The organism is Geobacter grbiciae (genome assembly GCF_018531165.1).
In the GTDB taxonomy this organism is placed as follows: domain Bacteria; phylum Desulfobacterota; class Desulfuromonadia; order Geobacterales; family Geobacteraceae; genus Geobacter; species Geobacter metallireducens.
The window spans coordinates 53,053-70,726 of sequence record NZ_JAHDIW010000018.1 but is presented as its reverse complement, the minus strand read 5'-3'; the positions used below and the strand labels follow the sequence as shown (position 1 = coordinate 70,726).

Here is a 17,674-nt window from a genome sequence, read left to right as displayed (position 1 = left end):
GAAAGTAGGTCGCCGCCGGGAGTTTTATCCAAAAGCCCCGCTCTCTTCTCTGAGGGCGGGGCTTTTGCTGTTCCTAGGAGTCTGTCGGACTTGACCGAAGGCCACCTACTTAGATGGTCAGTCCGATTTGAAAAAGTTCCGCATCGTTTTATTGTGACTGCTGGGCCCCTGATTTATTCAGGCACATCAGCGGTGAACCGAGGTCATTTCCGGTTATTTTCTGCTCTTTCTCAACCTATCTGGTCAATGCATGGAGCTTCTTGATGTTGTAAGCCATGCAGACGAGGTTCCATTCGCCTTTTACTGCATCGAAGCCCCGTAGCAGGAAGCTTCTGAACCCCATGACCACCTTTATGATGCCAAAGACCGGTTCGGAGGTGACTTTGCGCTGGGCGTAGATTTTCTTGCCGGCTGGCGTCTGTAACCGATGCTTCATCCTGGCCATGGAATCGGCATCGTCTGGTAGCGGCGGCGGTTCTTTGAATCGCTCCCCCAATGGTTGATTATGCTGCTGCCGATCGATGGCAATATACGGCGTTATCCCCTTGTCTTCGCTGGCGGTGACGTTTGTTTCACTGAAGTAGCCGCTGTCGGCTATCAGTTCGGTTGCCTAGCCAAGCTCTTCTGGCAACGCCGCCAGGCTCTCCAGGGTCGGCACCAGCTCCTGTTTGTCATTGGGGTGCTGAGTGACGTGAGTCGTAACTATGAGCTTTGATGCTGTGTCTACGCCTGCCTGTACGTTGTCGGTTTGTTCGAAACCGCCACCGGAGGTCGGCATGATCCGCGATTCTTCGTCAGTCAGGTTGACCTGATCCTTGGCGGTTGGGCCAGACTTGGGCGGCTTGGATTCTTTGCCTTTGGGCTTTTTGCCAGTTGCCTGTTCTTTCTTAACCCGCTCAGCAAGCTTCTTCTCATACGCTTCCTGCTCGCGGGCATGACGTTCGGCGGCACGGCGCTCGATTTCGGCTTTGGCCGCGGCAATTGCGGCCAGACGCTTTTCCCGACGCTCCAGTTCTTCGGGAATGCTCATGCCGTCGGGGATGTCCGCTCGATCAGCTGCTTCGGCCTTCTTGAGCAGTTCGGCAACTTCGGCCTTGATCTGCTTTTCCAGCTTACAGGCATGCTCATAGCTGAACGCCTTATGCTTGGAAGCGTTCGCCTTGACCTTGCTACCGTCCAGGCTGACACTGCCCAGCTTCAATACGTTCATCTGGTGGGCGATCAGCAGGATCTGGGCAAACAGCTCACCAAGCTGTGGCAGGAACCGGCGGCGGAAGGCGGCAATGGTGTCATGATCCGGATGGGTGTTTACCGCGATGTACCGAAACGCCACGGAGTCGTAAGTACTGCGCTCCAGTTTCCGGCTGGAAAATACTCCAGTGGCATAGCCATAGAACAAAAGCGCAACCAGCATCTGCGGGTTGTATGGCTGTGAACCGCGACCAGCATAGGATGCTTTCAAAGAGCGCAGGTCGAGCTGCTCAACAATCTCGACCACAAATCTGGCCAGGTGCCCTGTGGGCAACCAGTCCTGCAATGACGGTGGGAGAAGATACAATGTCTCTCGATCAACTTCGACAAACTTTGGCTGCATGGCGCCTCCAACATCCAACTTATTGATATTGCAGGCAAATATACAACAGTAGCGACCAAAAGAAAAGGCTAAATTGACACATAACTCAACTATTTCAACTGGTTATTCGTGTTTGACGGACTATGCTCTGGCTATAAATGCCATGCTGTAAGTCCGACAGACTCCTAGTGCTTTTACCCCACCCTCCAATCGCCTCGTTTCCCTCAATCCTTTCCGTACCCTCAATCTAGTGCGATGGATTCCGGTAACCACTGGCCATTTTTGTTGCGCTTGGGTTGATTGATCTTCTCCCTCCAATCACCTTATCCCTCAATCCTAGGACCAGCCATTCCTTGCAGGACCATCAATATCAGTTGACACCCATCGGTTGCGATGTAGCCGTCCTTAAGTTCAGCGTATGCAGATAGGTTTTGGTGTTTTCGAGTTTCTGGAGACAAGGATAATATCCAGATGTTCAAGAGCCGGAACGTATCCGCCACTAGAGGGCGTTATGTGGTGTCGCTGAAAGGTCAACATCACGTCGCTATACCTTCTACCCAATAATACGACGAAGCATCAAAAAAAGGCCCGGCAATGCCGGGCCTTTTTTGGGGTTATGAATGAACGAGTGCTGCTTATACCAGGCCGTGAGCGACCATGGCGTCAGCTACCTTGATGAAACCGGCGATGTTGGCGCCGGTGACATAGTTCCCCTTGTCGCCATACTCTTCGGCGGTTTCGTAGCAGAGCTTGTGAATGCCGACCATGATCTTCTCCAGCTTCTTCTCGGTCTCTTCGAAGGACCAGGAATCGCGCTGGGCGTTCTGTTGCATTTCGAGGGCCGAGGTTGCAACCCCGCCGGCATTGGCGGCCTTGCCTGGACCGTAGGCAATTTGGGCCTCGAGGAACACCTTGATCCCTTCCGGCGTGGTGGGCATGTTTGCCCCTTCGCCCACGGCAATACAACCGTTCTTCACCAGGGTCTTGGCATCCTTGCCGTTGATCTCGTTCTGGGTTGCTGATGGCATGGCTACCTGGCAGGGGATATCCCAGATGTTGCCGTTGGCGATATACTTGGCATCCTTGTGGTAGGTGGCGTAATCGGCGATCCGGCGACGCTCCACTTCCTTCAGCTGCTTGATCAGTTCCACATCAAGCCCTTTCTCGTGGATGATGACGCCGTTACTGTCGGAGCAGGCAATGCACTTGCCACCCAGTTGGTGGATCTTCTCGATGGTGTAGATGGCCACGTTACCTGAACCTGATACCAGGCAGGTCTTGCCGTCGAAGGAATCTTTGCGCACCTTGAGGGCTTCGTTGATGAAGTATGTGGCGCCGTAGCCTGTTGCTTCCGGACGAACCAGGGATCCGCCGAACTTGAGCCCCTTGCCGGTGAGGACGCCGGCTTCCCAGCGGTTGGTGATCCGCTTGTACTGGCCGAACATGTAGCCGATTTCGCGGCCGCCAACCCCGATGTCTCCTGCCGGAACATCGGTGTGTTCGCCAATGTGGCGATAGAGTTCAGTCATGAAGCTCTGGCAGAAACGCATTACTTCGTCATCGGTCTTCCCTTTCGGATCGAAGTCGGAACCACCTTTGCCGCCACCGATCGGCATGCCGGTGAGGGAGTTCTTGAAGATCTGCTCGAAGCCGAGGAACTTGATAATGCCGAGATAGACGGAGGGGTGGAAGCGGAGGCCTCCCTTATAGGGGCCGAGAGCGGAGTTGAATTCAACGCGGAAGCCGCGGTTGATGTGGACCTGCCCCTTGTCGTCCTGCCAGGGCACCCGGAAGATAATCTGACGCTCCGGTTCAGCGATCCGCTCAATGATTTTGCGCTCCAGGTATTCCGGGTGCTTGGTCACGACCGGTCCGAGGGATTCCAGGACTTCGGCCACGGCCTGGTGGAATTCCACCTCGCCCGGGTTGCGCTTGAGCACATCCTGATAGATGCCTGCGAGTCTTTCGTCGATAAGTTGTGGTGACATGCTTCCTCCTTGTGATGATATTGTGAGCCTGTTCAACATGTGCTCAGAATCGGGTTAATTGCCTTCTTGGCTGGCGCCACTTATATATGCAGAGGGTGCACCAAAAAATGCGCCGACGATGCATAAAGAGGCATCTGCCTGAATTTGCGGCATAATCTATCGTTGCTTGTCGAGTTCGAGATTAAATATTGATCATTGTGCGATTAAAAATTGTACACTGCTGTGTATTTGAAGTACTTAGCGCTGGTTTGTTACTTTGTGAGAGCCTGCAATCGGAATGTCCTTTTGACAAACCCGAAACCAACAGTACACTTTGCTCATTAGAACTTCGCCACTCCTCCCCGAACGGTGGTTTGAGATCTATCGGTGGCTTGTTTGCCGAGGGGAGGAAAGCTGGGAAACCTGAACAAACCACACTGACTGTATTTGTGGAGAATCCGTGATAAAAGGAGCCGATGCCATGTACGTAGCCAGAGACAAGGACAAGCAACTCTATCTGTTCAAGGACCTTCCCCTCCGGGGCAATGAATGCTGGTGGGCCGAATCCGGGGTCGACGGCACCTACCTTCGTCTCGATAACGCCCTCTTCCCCGAAGTAACCTGGGAGTCGGCGCCACTTCCCGTCTCGCTGGTATCTGCGAGCGAAGGGACTGCCTAGGGACGCTCCATCAGATCATTACAATGACCGGGGAGGGATTCATGACGAACGCCTATCGACGCGGAAGCACGGGAGCAGAGGTTAAGACAATCCAGACACGGTTGGCGGGGCTTGGGCTTTATAGTGGCGATACTGACGGCATCTTTGGTGGCGGCACCGAAAGCGCTGTAAAGAATTTTCAGCGGAAGAACGGACTGGATGTGGATGGAATCGTTGAGGAGGATACCTGGAAAAAGCTTTTCCACGGTGAAAAGCTGCTGGAGCCCGAAATCGGCAAGCAGACTCTGGCATATCGCTGTCTGGCTCTGACAGGCACCATCGAAACGGGCAAACCGATACCCCACTGCTTTGCTGCCGTCTCTGGCGATTTCGACGGCCAGGGGCTCAGTTTCGGCGCTCTCCAGTGGAATCTGGGCCAGGGGTCGCTGCAGCCGCTCTTCCAGGAAATGGCGGAAAAGTACCCCAGCCAACTGGAGAGTATCTGCCACGACTACTTTCCCGAGTTAAAGGCTATTTTTACCTCCGATAAGGACGACCAGCTCGCCTGGGTCCGCTCGGTCCAGGACCAGCAGCGCTTTAGCCTGTTCGAACCATGGAAGGGGCTTCTCACCACCTTGGGGCGCACCGCTGAGTTCCAGGATATCCAGATAGGCGCCGCAGGCATGCTCTTCAGCGATGCCAAGGACCTCTGTGCCGAGTATGGCCTCTGGTCCGAGCGTGGCGTGGCGCTCATGTTCGACATCAAGACCCAGAACGGGAGCATCTCTCCCTTAGTGAAATCCCAGGTCATGGCCGACTTCTCCCGGTTGGGAGGCGACCTGAGTAAGGACGAGACTGAGGAAGCCCGCCTGATTATCGTGGCAAACCGTCGGGCCGAAGCCTCTAACCCGCGGTGGATAGAGGACGTGCGCAAGCGCAAGGTGGCCATCGCCTGCGGTGAAGGTATGGTGCACGGAAACTATCTTCACCTTGAAGACCAGTTCGGCATCGGGCTCAAGCCATTTTGATGCCCGGAGGCGCTAACGCAACCCCCATGAAGAACAAGCTCGTCACAAAGCGTTCCGCCAAGGCGGGGCTTCCCCCCGGCACCCTCGTTCACATCGGCGAACGGCACCGCGAAGCGGCCCGGGTCTCCATTATCGTCTATGACGAGAAAGGCGTTTACGAACAGGCTTCCGACGATCTTGCCGCCTGTTTCCCTCTGCGCAACCAGCCGGAAGTCAGCTGGATCAATGTGGAGGGAATCCACAGCATCGAACTCCTTCAGAAACTGGGCGAATGTTACGGCATCCACCCTCTGGTGCTGGAAGACATTCTCAATACCGACCAGCGCCCGAAGCGGGAGGACTACGGCGCCTACCTCTTCATCGTTCTCAAGATGCTCTCCCTCAAAAACGGCAACAAAGGGGTGGCTGCCGAACAGATGAGTCTCATTCTGGGTGAGAACTTCGTGCTCTCCTTCCAGGAGGGGCTTGCGGGGGATCCCTTCGACCCGGTTCGTGAGCGGCTGCGGGCCGGTCGTGGGAAAATCCGCTCCCTGGGAGCCGATTATCTCGTCTACTCCCTCATCGACGCCATCGTCGACAACTACTTCATCATTCTCGAAAGCCTGGCGGAGCGAATCGAGCGTCTCGAAGAAGAGTTGGTAGCCAATCCGGTGCGCGAAACCGTCGGCAGGCTCCACACCCTCAAGCGGGAGATCATCTTTCTGCGCAAATCCATCTGGCCCCTCCGGGAGGTGATCAGCGGCCTCGAACGGCGTGAATCCTCTCTCGTGCATGAAGAGACCGCCATCTACCTGCGTGACGTCTACGATCACACCGTGCAGATCATCGACACCGTGGAAACCTTCCGCGACATCCTCTCGGGGCTTCTTGACATCTACCTTTCCACGATCAGCAACCGAACCAACGAAGTCATGAAGGTGCTGACCATCATCGCTACCCTCTTCATGCCCCTCACCTTCATCGCCGGCCTTTACGGCATGAACTTCCACTATATGCCCGAGCTTAACTGGCGCTGGGGCTACCCCGCCGTGCTCATCCTCATGCTCCTGGTGATCGGGGGGATGCTCGTTTTTTTCAGAAGGAAAAAATGGATATAAGCCGGCCCCCTATTTGTTCGACTTGTATTGCTCTGGGCTCGTGATACGTACTCCCTGATGGTCGAGAAGCTCGCCGGTGTCGCGCCACAGCTTCGAGACGGCGTACGCGAAGGCTTCCGTTGAGTTCTGATGGGCATTTCGGGCGGCAATAAGGTCGTTTTCCGCATTGATGAAATCCTGAACCGTCGTGGCGCCGGCCCGGGTTTGATTCCGGTATTCGTCGTGACGCTGCTCGGCGTACTGAAGTGCTTTTTCCGTCGTCTGTATCTGCAACCGCGCGGAAATAAGCGCCCGCATGTCGGCCTCGACGTCGTTGCGTATCTTCCATACGAGCGCATCGATCTGGTTTTGCACCTGCTCGGTCCTGATTTTGTTTTTGAGATAATCGTTATAGGCTGCGGTGTTGCCCAGCGGTACGTTTAATTGCATGCCCGCCGACCAGTACGTTCCCGGCTTCTGCGCTACCTTCCGGTAGCTTTCCGCAAAGTTGGTGCCGGTCCCGGTGAGGCCCCCGCTGCCGCTGACAGTGAGTTCGGGCAATGTCTGATGATCGGCCACCCGTTCCTGCAGTTGAGACGACTTCAATGTTATGCGGAGTTGTTTCAGGTCGGAGCGGTACTCCAAGGCAGACTTGACCGCCTGCTCCTCCGTTGTCTGCGGCTCCTCTCTTGCGGGCGGATCAACAGGGATAACCTGTGTTTTCTGCGCCATTCCGATCAGGTATCGGAGGCTCGCCTCCTGGTCCCTTACACTTCTCTCCGCTTCGACGAGATCTTTAAGCCTCTGGGCGATGGTGTATTCCGTGTTGGCCAGCTCTATCTTCTGGAGGGCGGTCGGTTTTGGTCTCTTCCGCAACTCATCGAGGAAATCCTGAGCGGCTTTCAGTGCCCCTTTCTTTGTCTCCAGAGTCTGCCGCAAGGTGTAGAGATGATTGTATGTGGTAATGACAGCCAGAACGGTTTCGGTGGTGGTGAAGCGGTACCGTTCCCTTGAATCCTCCAGCGCATTGGCAGCCAGCGTGATGTTCAACTCCATCGTTTGCTTCCCCGCATTTTTCAACAAAGGCTGCGAGAGTGCGAGGCCCGCCGTTGACTGCCAGGTCGAGGTGGATGAGTCCGGATTGCTCACCTCGGCGTTTGTATAACCGCTTTGGGTTGATGCAGAAAAGTATCCGCCTGTCGGAAGATACTGCGTCAGGCCGATGGAGCCGGTTGAGTATCTGCTGCTGAAAAAGGGGTCGCCCGGAACGGATGCGACTCCGCCCGTGCCGGAAACTACCAGAATCGGGTTATAGATTCCCCAACGTCTTTCACGGGGAATGGCGATCGAAATGGCGCGGATGCGCATCAGCCACGAGACCATCTATCGCTGGGTTTATCTTGACGCCATGGAAGGTGGCAACCTTCACCAGCACTTGCGCAGACACCACAAGAAATGGCGCCGGCAAACGCGCTATGGTTCGGGAAGGCGCTTCATCCCTGGTCGTGCGTCAATTGCTCAGCGTCCGATAATCGTCGAAACCCGCGAGCGCTTTGGCGACTGGGAGAGGGACACGCTCGAAGGCAAGAAAGGATGTGGCCACCTCGCGACGCATGTCGAGCGAAAGAGCAGGTTTCTTGTGGCCGCAAAACTTGCCGACAAGAGGGCCGCAACCATGACGCAGGCCACATCGTTCTCGTTCTGGAGGCTACCGAAAGCTCTTCGGCAGACGCTGACCGTTGATAACGGAAAGGAATTTTCTCAATTCAAGGAACTGGAAGCGAAGACAGGCCTGAAGGTCTACTTCGCCGATCCATATGCAGCATGGCAGCGGGGAACGAACGAGAATACGAACGGAATCCTACTCCATTATTACCCCAAAGGGGTCGACTTCACCACAATCTCCGAAGAAGAACTGGAGCTGGTGGTGAGAAAGATCAATAATCGACCACGAAAGTGCCTCGACTACCAGACTCCTGCGGAGGTCATGCGGAAAGCTCTACGTGGTGCACTTGCAATTTGAATCTGCCACATAAAAATACAAAACAGAAACAGAGAAGTCTCAGAACCGGTAGCCGATCCCCCCCATGAATATGTCGCTGTCCCGATTATAGTTGGTTATGACGCGGTTCCAGGAGGCCCTGAGGAGCCAGTGCGGCGTCAGCCGGAAACCGGCCGAGGCGGTGAAGATGGTGGGGATAATGATCTCATTGTCGTTCTGGCGGCGACGGTCCACGGCGAAATAGGGTCCGAAACCGATGCCGAGCGCCACATGATCGTCAAAAAAGGGCCGCGCGAGCCAGAGCTGGGTGGTCAGGCCATACCGGTCGCACAGGGTACTTCGTCCCTCGTAGAGGGCTGTGGCGGTCATCTCTACGAAGCGCCAGATTCCCCGCCGGTATTCGAGGCTGATAGCTTGCGAATGCCCGTCCCCGGGGACGTTGACGATTGTCTGTCCGCCGAGGAGCGTCAGTTCGTTTTCGGTTGTTCTCTTTGTCTGGGGGGGCGCCTTGGCAAGCGGACCCGGCTTGGGTGGAGCGTCGAACTGATAGCCGATCCCCACAAGGGCCGAGACGGTGTCGAAGCTGGCGTTTGCCTTGACCCAGTAGGTTTGGAGTTGGAAGATCACGCGGCTTTCCGTGTACCAGGTCGCGGACAGGCTGTACATGCTCGCCAGGCCGTGGACATCCTCGGATGGGGTGCCGGGAGGCGGATGGGTCGTGTCGTAATAGTACATGACGCCAATGCCGGCGGCCAGGGAGAGCTGGGGGTGGAACTGGTTGGTGCGGAGCCAGAGGTTGAAGGAGTTGCCGTCGCGATGGTGCTCGGGAAAGTGCCCCTGGTTCAGATACGAAAGACTGAAGGCGAAGTGCTCCCCAAGCCCCTCCAGATATTCGATCTGATAAGCTCCGGCCTTGCGGTTCGGGTTTGAATCTACTCCGTATCCGCCGAGTATGTGAATTTCTTCGGCAGCGACCGGAGAAGCGAAGATAAGAAGCAGCATTGCCAGTGCGAGCCTTCGCATATCTCCCTCCTTTCTGAACCTCTCACAATTTTTCTTCTCCCACCTCCACCGCATCCGAATAGACCAGCCGCCGCTCCCGGCCCGAGCCGAACCGCTCGGTGAGGCCCGCTTCGGGCGCGTCGCCGAGGAATGCCTCGTACTCCTCCACCACCACCCGGAAGCGGGCTTCGGGATCCTCAAGCGGGAGGGTTATGGTCCCTTCCCAGACGGAGAGGGTCCTGAGGGCCTGGGCGTTGAAGAGAGTGACCGGCGCCAAGGAGACCGGCACCCACCCCATGTCCCCATCGCCGGGGCCGAGCCACCGCTCCAGCCGGGCCTCGATCTCGCTGGTGCAGTTGAAGGAGGCGTTGCGCCGGTAGCCGGTGCCGGAGACGGTGATCCGGAGCGCATTCGAGTCGGCGGCGTCCCGGGCCACCCAGCAAATCCGGTCCGGGGCGAACTGGGCGAAGTCGGCCAGCACCACCCGTGAAAGCTCGGCCCCGGCGATGGATTTCGGCTGGTAGCGGACCAGAGCCAGCCGCACGAAGGGGTAGTAGGAGTCACCGGCGTCGATGTCGAGATCACAGTAGAAGAGGTGGCGTTCCTCGTCGTACCCCACCCCATGGCCGGCCACGGCCACGAGGGTGTCGGGGCGCTCCTCGATGGAGAGTGAGGTCTGCACCGCCACGGCTTTCGTGAAGTTCTGGAGTGACGGCACCTGCTGGGTGGGGCCCGAGAGCCAGATGGGGTCGCGTCCCCACTGGGTGGCGTAGGGCTTCAGCTCGTCGGGCACCTCGATCCGCACGAAGGTGTCGCGGAGCGGTTTGCCGGAAAGACACCAGTCCCGCTCGCCGGGCCAGACCACCACCCCCAGGAGCTCGCCGTCGCCGGAGGAGAACCAGGGTTCCTCCAGGTAGAGGCGCAAGCCCCCCGTGCGGCGGCTGAAGGTTCCCCGCTCGTCCTCTCCCGCCTCCCAGCCGAAGGTGGGGACCACGTAGAGGAGGTTCGGCGCCAGGGGGCGGGCCGAGTTGAGCACTTCCGCCTCGAAGAGGTGCGTGGCGGAGGAGGGGGGAAGCTCGGCCTTTGGCGGACGGGTCAGCTCGTCGGTGGTGAGGGAGGGGTCGAAGTAGTCCCGGAACCGGCTGGTGGCGGTGGCGTAGTAGCTGACCTTGCGGTATTTGGTGTCGCCGAACTCGTGGCGACGGCCCCCCCATGGCACCGACGGGGTGTCCGGAGGAGAGGCCACGGGGAGGTCGAAGGCGTGGGATTCGCCGTTTGTGCGGGCGAAGCCGATGCCTGTGGGCTCGCTCCAGAGGGCCAGGAGGTCCACCTTGCCAGTGCTCGGGGCATGGACCCCCACGGTTCCCTCCACGGTGGCGAAGGTGTCCCCCAGGGCAACTTTCCGGGGATTGAGGACTTCGATGAGCGGCGGTGCCAGGGGCTGCTGCACGGCGTGGACCAGGGTCAGCTCCCGGAAGGGGGTGAGCATCCAGTGGAGGCCGTCCAGGGCCAGCTGCTTCAGCCGCGACCGTTCCTCGTCGTCAAAGGCTTCTTCCTCGATCCACTTCCAGACGGCGAGCTTCTCCAGGTCGGCCGGGGTGACGCGGGAACTGAGGCGCACCTTTGCCACGGTGGCCTTGGGAAGCTCCACGGTGAGGATGCGCTCCGCCGAATCCCAGGTCGGCGGGCCGTTTCCCTCGATCATGGCGATGCGAAACGGTTTCCCCTGCCACCAGCCCGGGGCCGCGTCGAAGGTGGTCACGTGGGTCGACTCGGGCGCCGTGCCGGGGAGCCCCCGCAGGACCGCGGCGGCGGCGAAGGGGTCGGCCAGGTAGGGAACCTCGGCCGGGAGCGCGGCCGGGTTCGGGTAGACCTCCGGGATGGCTGCCGCATCCTTGGCGGCCAGCCGGTTCCAGGTGGCCGGGGTGGCGTCCACTCCCGTCGGCGTGTCCAGGAGGCCGTACTGCTCGATGGTGGCAACAGCGGTCCGGGGAGGAAGCAGCAGCCGCTCCGACGTCTCGGGTGAGATGGTGCCGTCGTCGGCCGGGGTGCCGTTATAGCTCCGGATGACGAGGCGCGCTGTGGATTCTCCCGGAAGGTTTGAGAGGGGAACGGCTGATACGATAGCCACGGCCGGCGCCTCCACGGGCTCGAAGCGGCGGTAGGTGACCTGGGGCGAGGCCTGGGAGGCGTCGGTGGAGTCGAAGGGGAGGCTGTTGCCGGCCACATCCACGGCCCGGGCCCGGATCCGGTAGCTGCCGCCGAACCGCAGGCGGGGGAGGGATTTGGGGGTCGGCTCGGCCGTGATCTCCAGATTCAGCGACGTCGACGAAGGGTTTCTGGCCTTGCCGTCCGGCCCCAGATTTTCGCCGTGGCTCAGGCCGTCGTTCTGGATCGCCTCGCCGGGGCGCGGGGCCACGAGGCTCCAACCGTCCCAGTGGAAGAGGGCCTCGTGGAGGTAGAAGTCGTTCTTCGTGGGGTCCACGTCCTGCATGGCGGCGGCGGTGACGGTCCCTTCGTCCGAGGCGGTGATGGTGGCCTGGGGGCCGGCGAGACGCCCCACGCGGTAGGTGACGCCGCGCCGGCAGAGGGAGCGCCAGGTGCCGCCAGCGTCCTGCACGTCCACCCGGAACCCGCCGGTCACGTCATCGGCCCAGAGTTCGGGCGGGTTCTGGGGATTGAGGTTGGTGTTGGCCTGGGTCACGGTCTTGAAGGTGTTGGCCAGCCGCACCGCCCGGCCGGTCCGGAGCACCGAGACCCCGCCGGAGCGCAGGGCCGGGAGGCCGTCGTCGGGGGGGGAGTCGGCGGTCGCGTGCCGCCCCTGCTGCCGCATCTGGAGCTGATTGGCGTAGTCGATGGCCTTCAGGGCCGCGCCGTCCGCGTCCACCTGCTGGATGCTGAAGTCGGTGGTACCGAGCCGCAGCATGCCGTCCGCCAGGTCCGACGTGGCCGCCGGCGCCGGCAGGAAGCGCTTCTTTGCCGTATCGAGGAGGTAGTGGACCCGCAGGGGCTGGTCGTCGCTCACAAATTCGTGCCCCACGCTGGCCACCTGAACCGTGCCGCTGGCGGGCTGGCCAGCCAGGGGGACGCTCACCTCGATCACGAGCCCGAGCCGCCGCATCAGGAGGGGGTGGTTCACCACCATGGCCACGGCCTCGTGGAAGTCGAAGTCGGGCACCGGCACCGGGTTGTCGCGGTTACCCCCCTTGAAGCGGTGGAAGTGTTTTGCCCGGAAAAAGTCCATGGCCGGCTCAGGCGGCCCCGGCGGCAGGGCCGTGGTCTTCAGCCGCTTGTACCGGGCAAGGAGGTCCTTCTCAAGGTGGTCGTCCAGGCCGAACCATTCGCGCCCCTGCCCTTCCACAGTGCGGACCAGGGTCGCCCCCTTCTGGGCCAGTTCGTCGATCAGGGGGAGGTCGGTGGGGGAGGCGACCCCCACGGCGGCGTAGAGCTTGCGCAGGTGCTCCACCACGTTGGCCACCGGGAAGGAGTGGATGAGCTGCTTCGACTGGTCCGCGGGGACAAAGGAGCGGACCGAGGTCTCCTCCGCCGGGAAGAGGGCCTGCCAGAGGGCGAGGTCGGTCCCCGACGGGATGATGGTTGCCGCCACCGGCGCCTGGCCGCTGAACTGGATGGAGAGGGCGAGGGGCTGGGCCGGCCAGTTGGTGAAGGGGGGAAAGGCGCTGAGCTTCAGAGACGGTCCGCCCGTGTCGAGCCGGGGCGACACCACCACCGACAGGAGGAGATTCTTTCCGTCAGCGCTCATCCCTTTCGGAAGAGCGGTCCATATGATTGTCTGTTTCATTGCAGTAACCCCCTATGCAAACGCCGCAGCGTAGGCTTCCCAGCGCGGCTGGGGCATCATGACACCGAAGGGCGGATCTCCGCTGGACCCGGCGAACTGTTTTCTCATGGTTACGGTGACGCTGGCGCTGAAGAGGAGCACCTCCACCTTCACCGAAACCCGGCACTCGCCCCACGCCTTGCCGGAGCCGAAGTCGTAGTCGAGCCCCAGGTAGAATTCCAGCGACACGGTGATGAGGCCGATGACCTCCAGTGCGCCGTTGGCCCGCACGTAGCCGGTCAGCTGCGAGTGGTCGGTGCTCACGTCGATCTTGAGGTAGATGCCGGCCATGAGGGAGATGCCGCCGCTGGCCACCCCGAGGTCGATGGCCACGCAGCCTCCGAATTCCAGAGAGGCCTCTAGGGTTTCCACCCCGTCCATCCCCACCGCCAAGGCGAAGAACCCGCCACCGCCGAAGGGGGCCACCGACACGGTGAAGGGGCTCTGCCGTTCCGAGAGGTTGAAGCGGAGCCGCATCGGCTCCCCGGTGAAGGGGAGGGTGAGCCGGGCGCCGAGGGCGATGTTGGCGATGGAAACCACCCCCACCGAGACCGCCGGGATGGTGAGGGAGTAGCCGGCGGTGATCCCCTGGGGAGTCACGTCCAGGAAGGGGGGATCGGCGAAGTTGGCGGGCTGCAGGTAGTTCCGCAGCTCGTTCACGAACTCCAGGGCGCCGGTGAAGGTGATGTCGGCGATTTCCACGTGGACGTCGGGCTTCTTGCCGTCCACGGAGGTGAAGGAGAACTGGTCGAACTTCACCGTCACCACATCGGCCAGGTTGATGGTGAAGTCGACGATTTTTCCCGTCAGCTGGAAGGTCTTGCCTCCGCCCGCCTTGGGGGTCTTGAGGAGGCTGTCGAGGGTGAGCTTCGAGGCGGCCCCCTTCACGAAGGGGCCGCTCGCCTTGAGACTGGTGGTCTCCCAGTGGAGCGTCGTGGTGATCTCGGTGGCGCTGTTGGCGGTGACGAGCTTCGGGGCCTGGTCCAGGAAGTCGCCAGGGATCAGGGCGTCGAGGATGTCGGCCAGGGTGATCCCCCCCAGGAGCTGGGCGTTGAGGCCAGCGAAGAACTGGAGCGGGTCGAAATTCCCTTCGGCGAAGCTGTCGGCCGTGTCCCCCACGGCTCCCAGTTCCCGGGAGAGACCGCGGATCGCCATGTTGGGGGTGGCGACCCCGCCGGAGCGGTCGGAGCTCTTCCCGGCCGTGTAGTCCAGGGAGGGGGCGGCGGCCGTGGCCGGCACTTGGGCGAAGAGACCCGCCTTGTTCTTCACCGGGTCGAAGCTGTGCTCAAGGTATCGGGGGGCCAGCTCCACCGTGGCCGGGTCGTTGCTGCCGGTCATCTGCCGCAGGGCTGCAATGGCGATCCGGGCCTGGTCCAGCTTCGGGTAGCAGGGTGGCTCCCGGGTGCTGTCGGCAGGGGAGAGGGCCACAAAGCTCAGGGCCGCCGTGTCGAAGGTGGTTTTGCCGGCATATCCCGTCGCCTCGGCCATGGCCACCTGCTGGCCGCCGAGGGTGGTTGTGCGCCGGTCCTTCTCCTTGGGGGCGTTGTAGGCATCCACCGCCACCTTGATCTCGGCGGCGTTGTCGAGCATGTCGGAGCGGACAAAGGCCAGGGGCATCACAAAATCCACCTCGTGATCCTCCCAGTCCCACCCCTTCAGGTGGAAGAGGAAGTCGCCCGGCCCCACCCGGGGCCAGAAGGCGGCGATGGGTGGCGTCCCCACCGGTCCCCCGAGGGGGCGTTGCCCCGGATCGGCACCCAGGGGGGATTCCTGGGGCGGGTTCAGGTTGGGGGTGACGAGGGTGGTTATCCGGACCCGCCGCAAGGGGGTCTCGCGGCCGCTGAAGGCGTAAGCACTGCCGCCGTAGGTCCGCTCCCGCTCCCGGACGATGATGAACATCCGCTGCCGGATGTACGCCACCGGGTCGCCGGTGGGGGAGAGCTCCACCTTCCGCTCGCTGATCTTCACCAGCGACGCCCGGTGGCCGAAGGGGAAGAGGAACCCCTTGTAGACCACCCGCACAAAGTGGTCGCGCCCCATGGTGGCCCGGTGCCGCCACTGCTCCACGGAGTATCCCACGGGCGGCTCCAGCTGGAGGTTGCTGTCGAGCCATCCGCCGAGGGATGAGAGCATCAGCTTGTTGATGGAGACCGGGGTCGGCGTGCCGATGGTGAAGTCGGCGGTCAGGTCCACGATTTGGCGCCGGTCGTCCTGGTCCATGGGCATCAGAAACGGTTTGTCGAAGTCGGTGGGGATGTCGTGGTCACGGGACCAGATGGCCCGCACGGTCCGGTACTGGTGGGGTTCCTCGGTGACTGCCTCACCGGCGCGCACCGCCAACCGCGTGTGCCAGAGCTCGGTCCGGCCGTTCCGGGTCACCGGGGCGTTGGCGTGGACCCAGGTGCCGTGGTGGTTGGGGGAGAGGATCAGGCGGAAGGGGAGCTCGATCTGGGTCGTGGTGGCCGAGGGGGGCACAGGCTTCAGGAGCAGTCCCGGCAGGATGCTGATGGTGTCGATGGGGCGGAGGTTCCCGAGGACCGTCTGGCGCGCGGAGGGTGCCGTTGCCCGCTGCACCGGCGCGGCGCGGTTCCAGAGTGGCGCCGGGGGCCGGTTCCAGAGTGGTGCCGCCACCTTGAAGATCGGCTCGGGGCCCGGGAGGATAATGGGCGGCAGTCCCGGCCGCTTGAGCCGCACCGCTCCCGGCAGGGCCGTGGGGGCCAGGGACGGGGTGAGGGACTGCCAGTCGAGGATGGTCGTGCCGTTCAGGAGAAACGCCTGGTCCCCCTGGGGAAGGGAGAAGACGAGGCGGCTCTGCTTGGCCATGAGGGCCTTCACCGGCGGCGACGGCGGGTTTGCGATGCTCGGCCCTTCCTTCACCTGCTGGGAAGGGGGCATGTCCGAATCGCTCACCTTGTAGCTGGGGTCCGCCTCGAAGAAGGTCTCCTCGCCGATGCTCTGGGGGGGGAAGACCACCGCCAGGTAGGATGGGCCCGTGGTCAGCGGCTGGAGGCGCCGCGTCGCCCCTTCGGTCACGAGCCGCAGGTTGGTCCATCGATACCCCAGGTGGAGGAAATCGTCGCGCCGGACCACGGCCAGGGAGGTGTTGCGGGGGAGCCGCACCGTGGCGGTGCCGGCCGCCGCGTCGATCTCCACATGGCCGAAGGTGGGCTGGAGGGTGCCCGGAAGGGGCCGCCAGGTGACGAGGATCTCGGACCGGGGCGGTGCCGGTTCGGGGCGGACCAGCATCCCCTCCACCCGGGGGGCGCTCTTCATGAGGCTCAGGCGGCAGACCATGACCGGCGGCGTTGCCCCCATCTGGAGGATGCCCGTGGAGGGAACCTGGCGAGACTGGGCCAGCAGGAGGCTCACCCCCGGGCTGTGGAGCCAGAAGGGGGCCTCGTCCACCTGAGCCACGAGCCCGGCCACGGTCCGCTGGCGGCTGTCGTCGAAGAGTTGGCCGTAGCGCGGGTTGCGGAGCGGTATCCGGAACGGCTCGCCGTCACTTCCCCAAAGATCGCCGCCTGTTTCGAGCCCGGCCGGGGTCGGGTCGGCCACTGACTGGGCAAAGAGAAAGCGGATGGCCTGGCCGTCGGGGAGGAGCGCCGTTTCCAGGAAGAGCCCGTCGAAGCGGAACGCTCCCAAATGGATGGTGGGGCCGGGAGCGGCGAATTCGGGCTGCAGCGGAAACTGCTGGTCCGCGGCAAAGAGGATGCCGGTCCGCCGCAGGGTGTTCGGGAGAAAGAAGGCCGGCGCACCCTGCGGCAGGAGCCCCACGAGGGCCGCGTCGGCAGTTACGCTCCCGGGGAAACCGGGTAATCGGAAACCGTCAATGGTAAGGGTTCCCAGGAGCCAGTCCGGAGTGAAGGCGGCGATCCCACCCCCCTTGGCCCCCAGGGCCGAGGCCGGACCCAGGGGGGCGCATTCCAGGTCCAGGTGGACCGGCGACACGGCCCACTGGGTCCGCGCGAGCCACGGCGATAGGGGGAGGGTGGCGTCGAAGCTCCCGTACTTCAGCCGGAGCCGCAGGGTCCAGGTGCCGTTGACGAGGCGGATCGCGGCTTTGAGGGACGCGGGGATGGTGGTGCCGGGGTAGAAGGCGCCGGACAGAGCAATGTCCACGCCGCCGTCCTTCTGGCTCACCGTCATTTTGGGTGTGCCGCCAAACCAGCCGGTCTCCAGGTGCCAGAACCGGCTACTCCCCTGTTCCTGCAGGGTCATCTGGAGCTGGTCATAGACCAGTGAAAAGGTACCGATGGTGATGAACTTTGGCGGCGGACCTTTGGCGGCCGGTTTCGGCGGAGCCGCCTTGATGCGGGCGGCCCGTGGGCCGAGGATTGCTTCCTCCCCCCTTGCGAGCCAGTCGAAGGCGGCGGTCGTCGGGTCGCGGCGCAGGGCGGACAGCGAAAGCTCGACAGGGTCGAGCCGGGGGATCTGGAGTTCGGAAAGCGTTTCGAATGTAAGTCGAGTGGTCTTCATGCGTGCCCTCCTTGGCGTTCCGCACGTTGAACATAGCAGAGTGAATAGTTG

General features: G+C 61.8%; 8 protein-coding genes and 2 pseudogenes. 4 read left to right on the top strand and 6 right to left on the bottom strand.

Annotated features, from left to right (window positions below; genetic code table 11):
• Positions 1-235: 235 nt before the first annotated feature.
• Together KJB29_RS16700 and gdhA are read right to left on the bottom strand one after the other, a co-directional pair.
• Positions 236-1,594: pseudogene (locus KJB29_RS16700) on the bottom strand (IS1182 family transposase).
• A gap of 614 nt (positions 1,595-2,208) precedes the next feature.
• The gene (gene gdhA, locus KJB29_RS16695) at positions 2,209-3,561 is read right to left on the bottom strand and encodes an NADP-specific glutamate dehydrogenase (protein WP_215735478.1); all 1,353 of its coding nucleotides are present in this window, start codon (positions 3,559-3,561) and stop codon (positions 2,209-2,211) included.
• Between the two features lie 460 nt (positions 3,562-4,021).
• Between gdhA and KJB29_RS16690 the strand changes: the two genes are divergently transcribed.
• The 3 genes from KJB29_RS16690 to corA are packed head-to-tail and all read left to right on the top strand — an operon-like array spanning position 4,022 to position 6,323.
• Positions 4,022-4,219 (top strand): hypothetical protein, encoded by a 198-nt coding sequence (locus KJB29_RS16690; protein ID WP_004512183.1) that lies wholly within the window; start codon positions 4,022-4,024, stop codon positions 4,217-4,219.
• 41 nt (positions 4,220-4,260) lie between these two features.
• Complete coding sequence (locus KJB29_RS16685; protein WP_215735477.1) at positions 4,261-5,226, top strand: peptidoglycan-binding domain-containing protein; 966 nt, start codon at positions 4,261-4,263, stop codon at positions 5,224-5,226.
• Between the two features lie 26 nt (positions 5,227-5,252).
• Positions 5,253-6,323, top strand: coding sequence for a magnesium/cobalt transporter CorA (gene corA / locus KJB29_RS16680; RefSeq protein WP_215735476.1), 1,071 nt, complete (start codon positions 5,253-5,255; stop codon positions 6,321-6,323).
• A gap of 9 nt (positions 6,324-6,332) precedes the next feature.
• On the opposite strand, the gene KJB29_RS16675 is transcribed toward corA, so the two are convergent.
• Positions 6,333-7,670 (bottom strand): TolC family protein, encoded by a 1,338-nt coding sequence (locus KJB29_RS16675; RefSeq protein ID WP_246561810.1) that lies wholly within the window; start codon positions 7,668-7,670, stop codon positions 6,333-6,335.
• Here KJB29_RS16675 and KJB29_RS16670 point away from each other — a divergent pair.
• Positions 7,663-8,325: pseudogene (locus KJB29_RS16670) on the top strand (IS30 family transposase); the annotation flags it as partial. The gene KJB29_RS16675 and the pseudogene KJB29_RS16670 overlap by 8 nt on opposite strands.
• Positions 8,326-8,364: 39 nt before the next feature.
• On the opposite strand, the gene KJB29_RS16665 reads toward KJB29_RS16670, so the two are convergent.
• Genes KJB29_RS16665 through KJB29_RS16655 form a run of 3 tightly spaced genes read right to left on the bottom strand, consistent with a single transcriptional unit; the run spans position 8,365 to position 17,623 of the window.
• Positions 8,365-9,327: a hypothetical protein gene (locus tag KJB29_RS16665; protein WP_215735474.1), complete on the bottom strand. Its 963-nt coding sequence runs from the start codon at positions 9,325-9,327 to the stop codon at positions 8,365-8,367.
• 22 nt (positions 9,328-9,349) lie between these two features.
• Complete coding sequence (locus KJB29_RS16660; protein ID WP_215735473.1) at positions 9,350-13,108, bottom strand: hypothetical protein; 3,759 nt, start codon at positions 13,106-13,108, stop codon at positions 9,350-9,352.
• A gap of 12 nt (positions 13,109-13,120) precedes the next feature.
• A complete protein-coding gene (locus KJB29_RS16655) occupies positions 13,121-17,623 on the bottom strand; it encodes an outer membrane channel (RefSeq protein ID WP_215735472.1) in 4,503 nt (1,500 codons plus the stop codon).
• Between the last annotated feature and the right edge of the window lie 51 nt (positions 17,624-17,674).

Bases quoted from the DNA above. Each gene is read 5' to 3' on its own strand.
- gdhA (WP_215735478.1), bottom strand. From the start codon at position 3,561: ATGTCACCACAACTTATCGACGAAAGACTCGCAGGCATCTATCAGGAT.
- KJB29_RS16690 (WP_004512183.1), top strand. From the start codon at position 4,022: ATGTACGTAGCCAGAGACAAGGACAAGCAACTCTATCTGTTCAAGGAC.
- KJB29_RS16685 (WP_215735477.1), top strand. From the start codon at position 4,261: ATGACGAACGCCTATCGACGCGGAAGCACGGGAGCAGAGGTTAAGACA.
- corA (WP_215735476.1), top strand. From the start codon at position 5,253: ATGAAGAACAAGCTCGTCACAAAGCGTTCCGCCAAGGCGGGGCTTCCC.
- KJB29_RS16675 (WP_246561810.1), bottom strand. From the start codon at position 7,670: ATGCGCATCCGCGCCATTTCGATCGCCATTCCCCGTGAAAGACGTTGG.
- KJB29_RS16665 (WP_215735474.1), bottom strand. From the start codon at position 9,327: ATGCGAAGGCTCGCACTGGCAATGCTGCTTCTTATCTTCGCTTCTCCG.
- KJB29_RS16660 (WP_215735473.1), bottom strand. From the start codon at position 13,108: ATGAAACAGACAATCATATGGACCGCTCTTCCGAAAGGGATGAGCGCT.
- KJB29_RS16655 (WP_215735472.1), bottom strand. From the start codon at position 17,623: ATGAAGACCACTCGACTTACATTCGAAACGCTTTCCGAACTCCAGATC.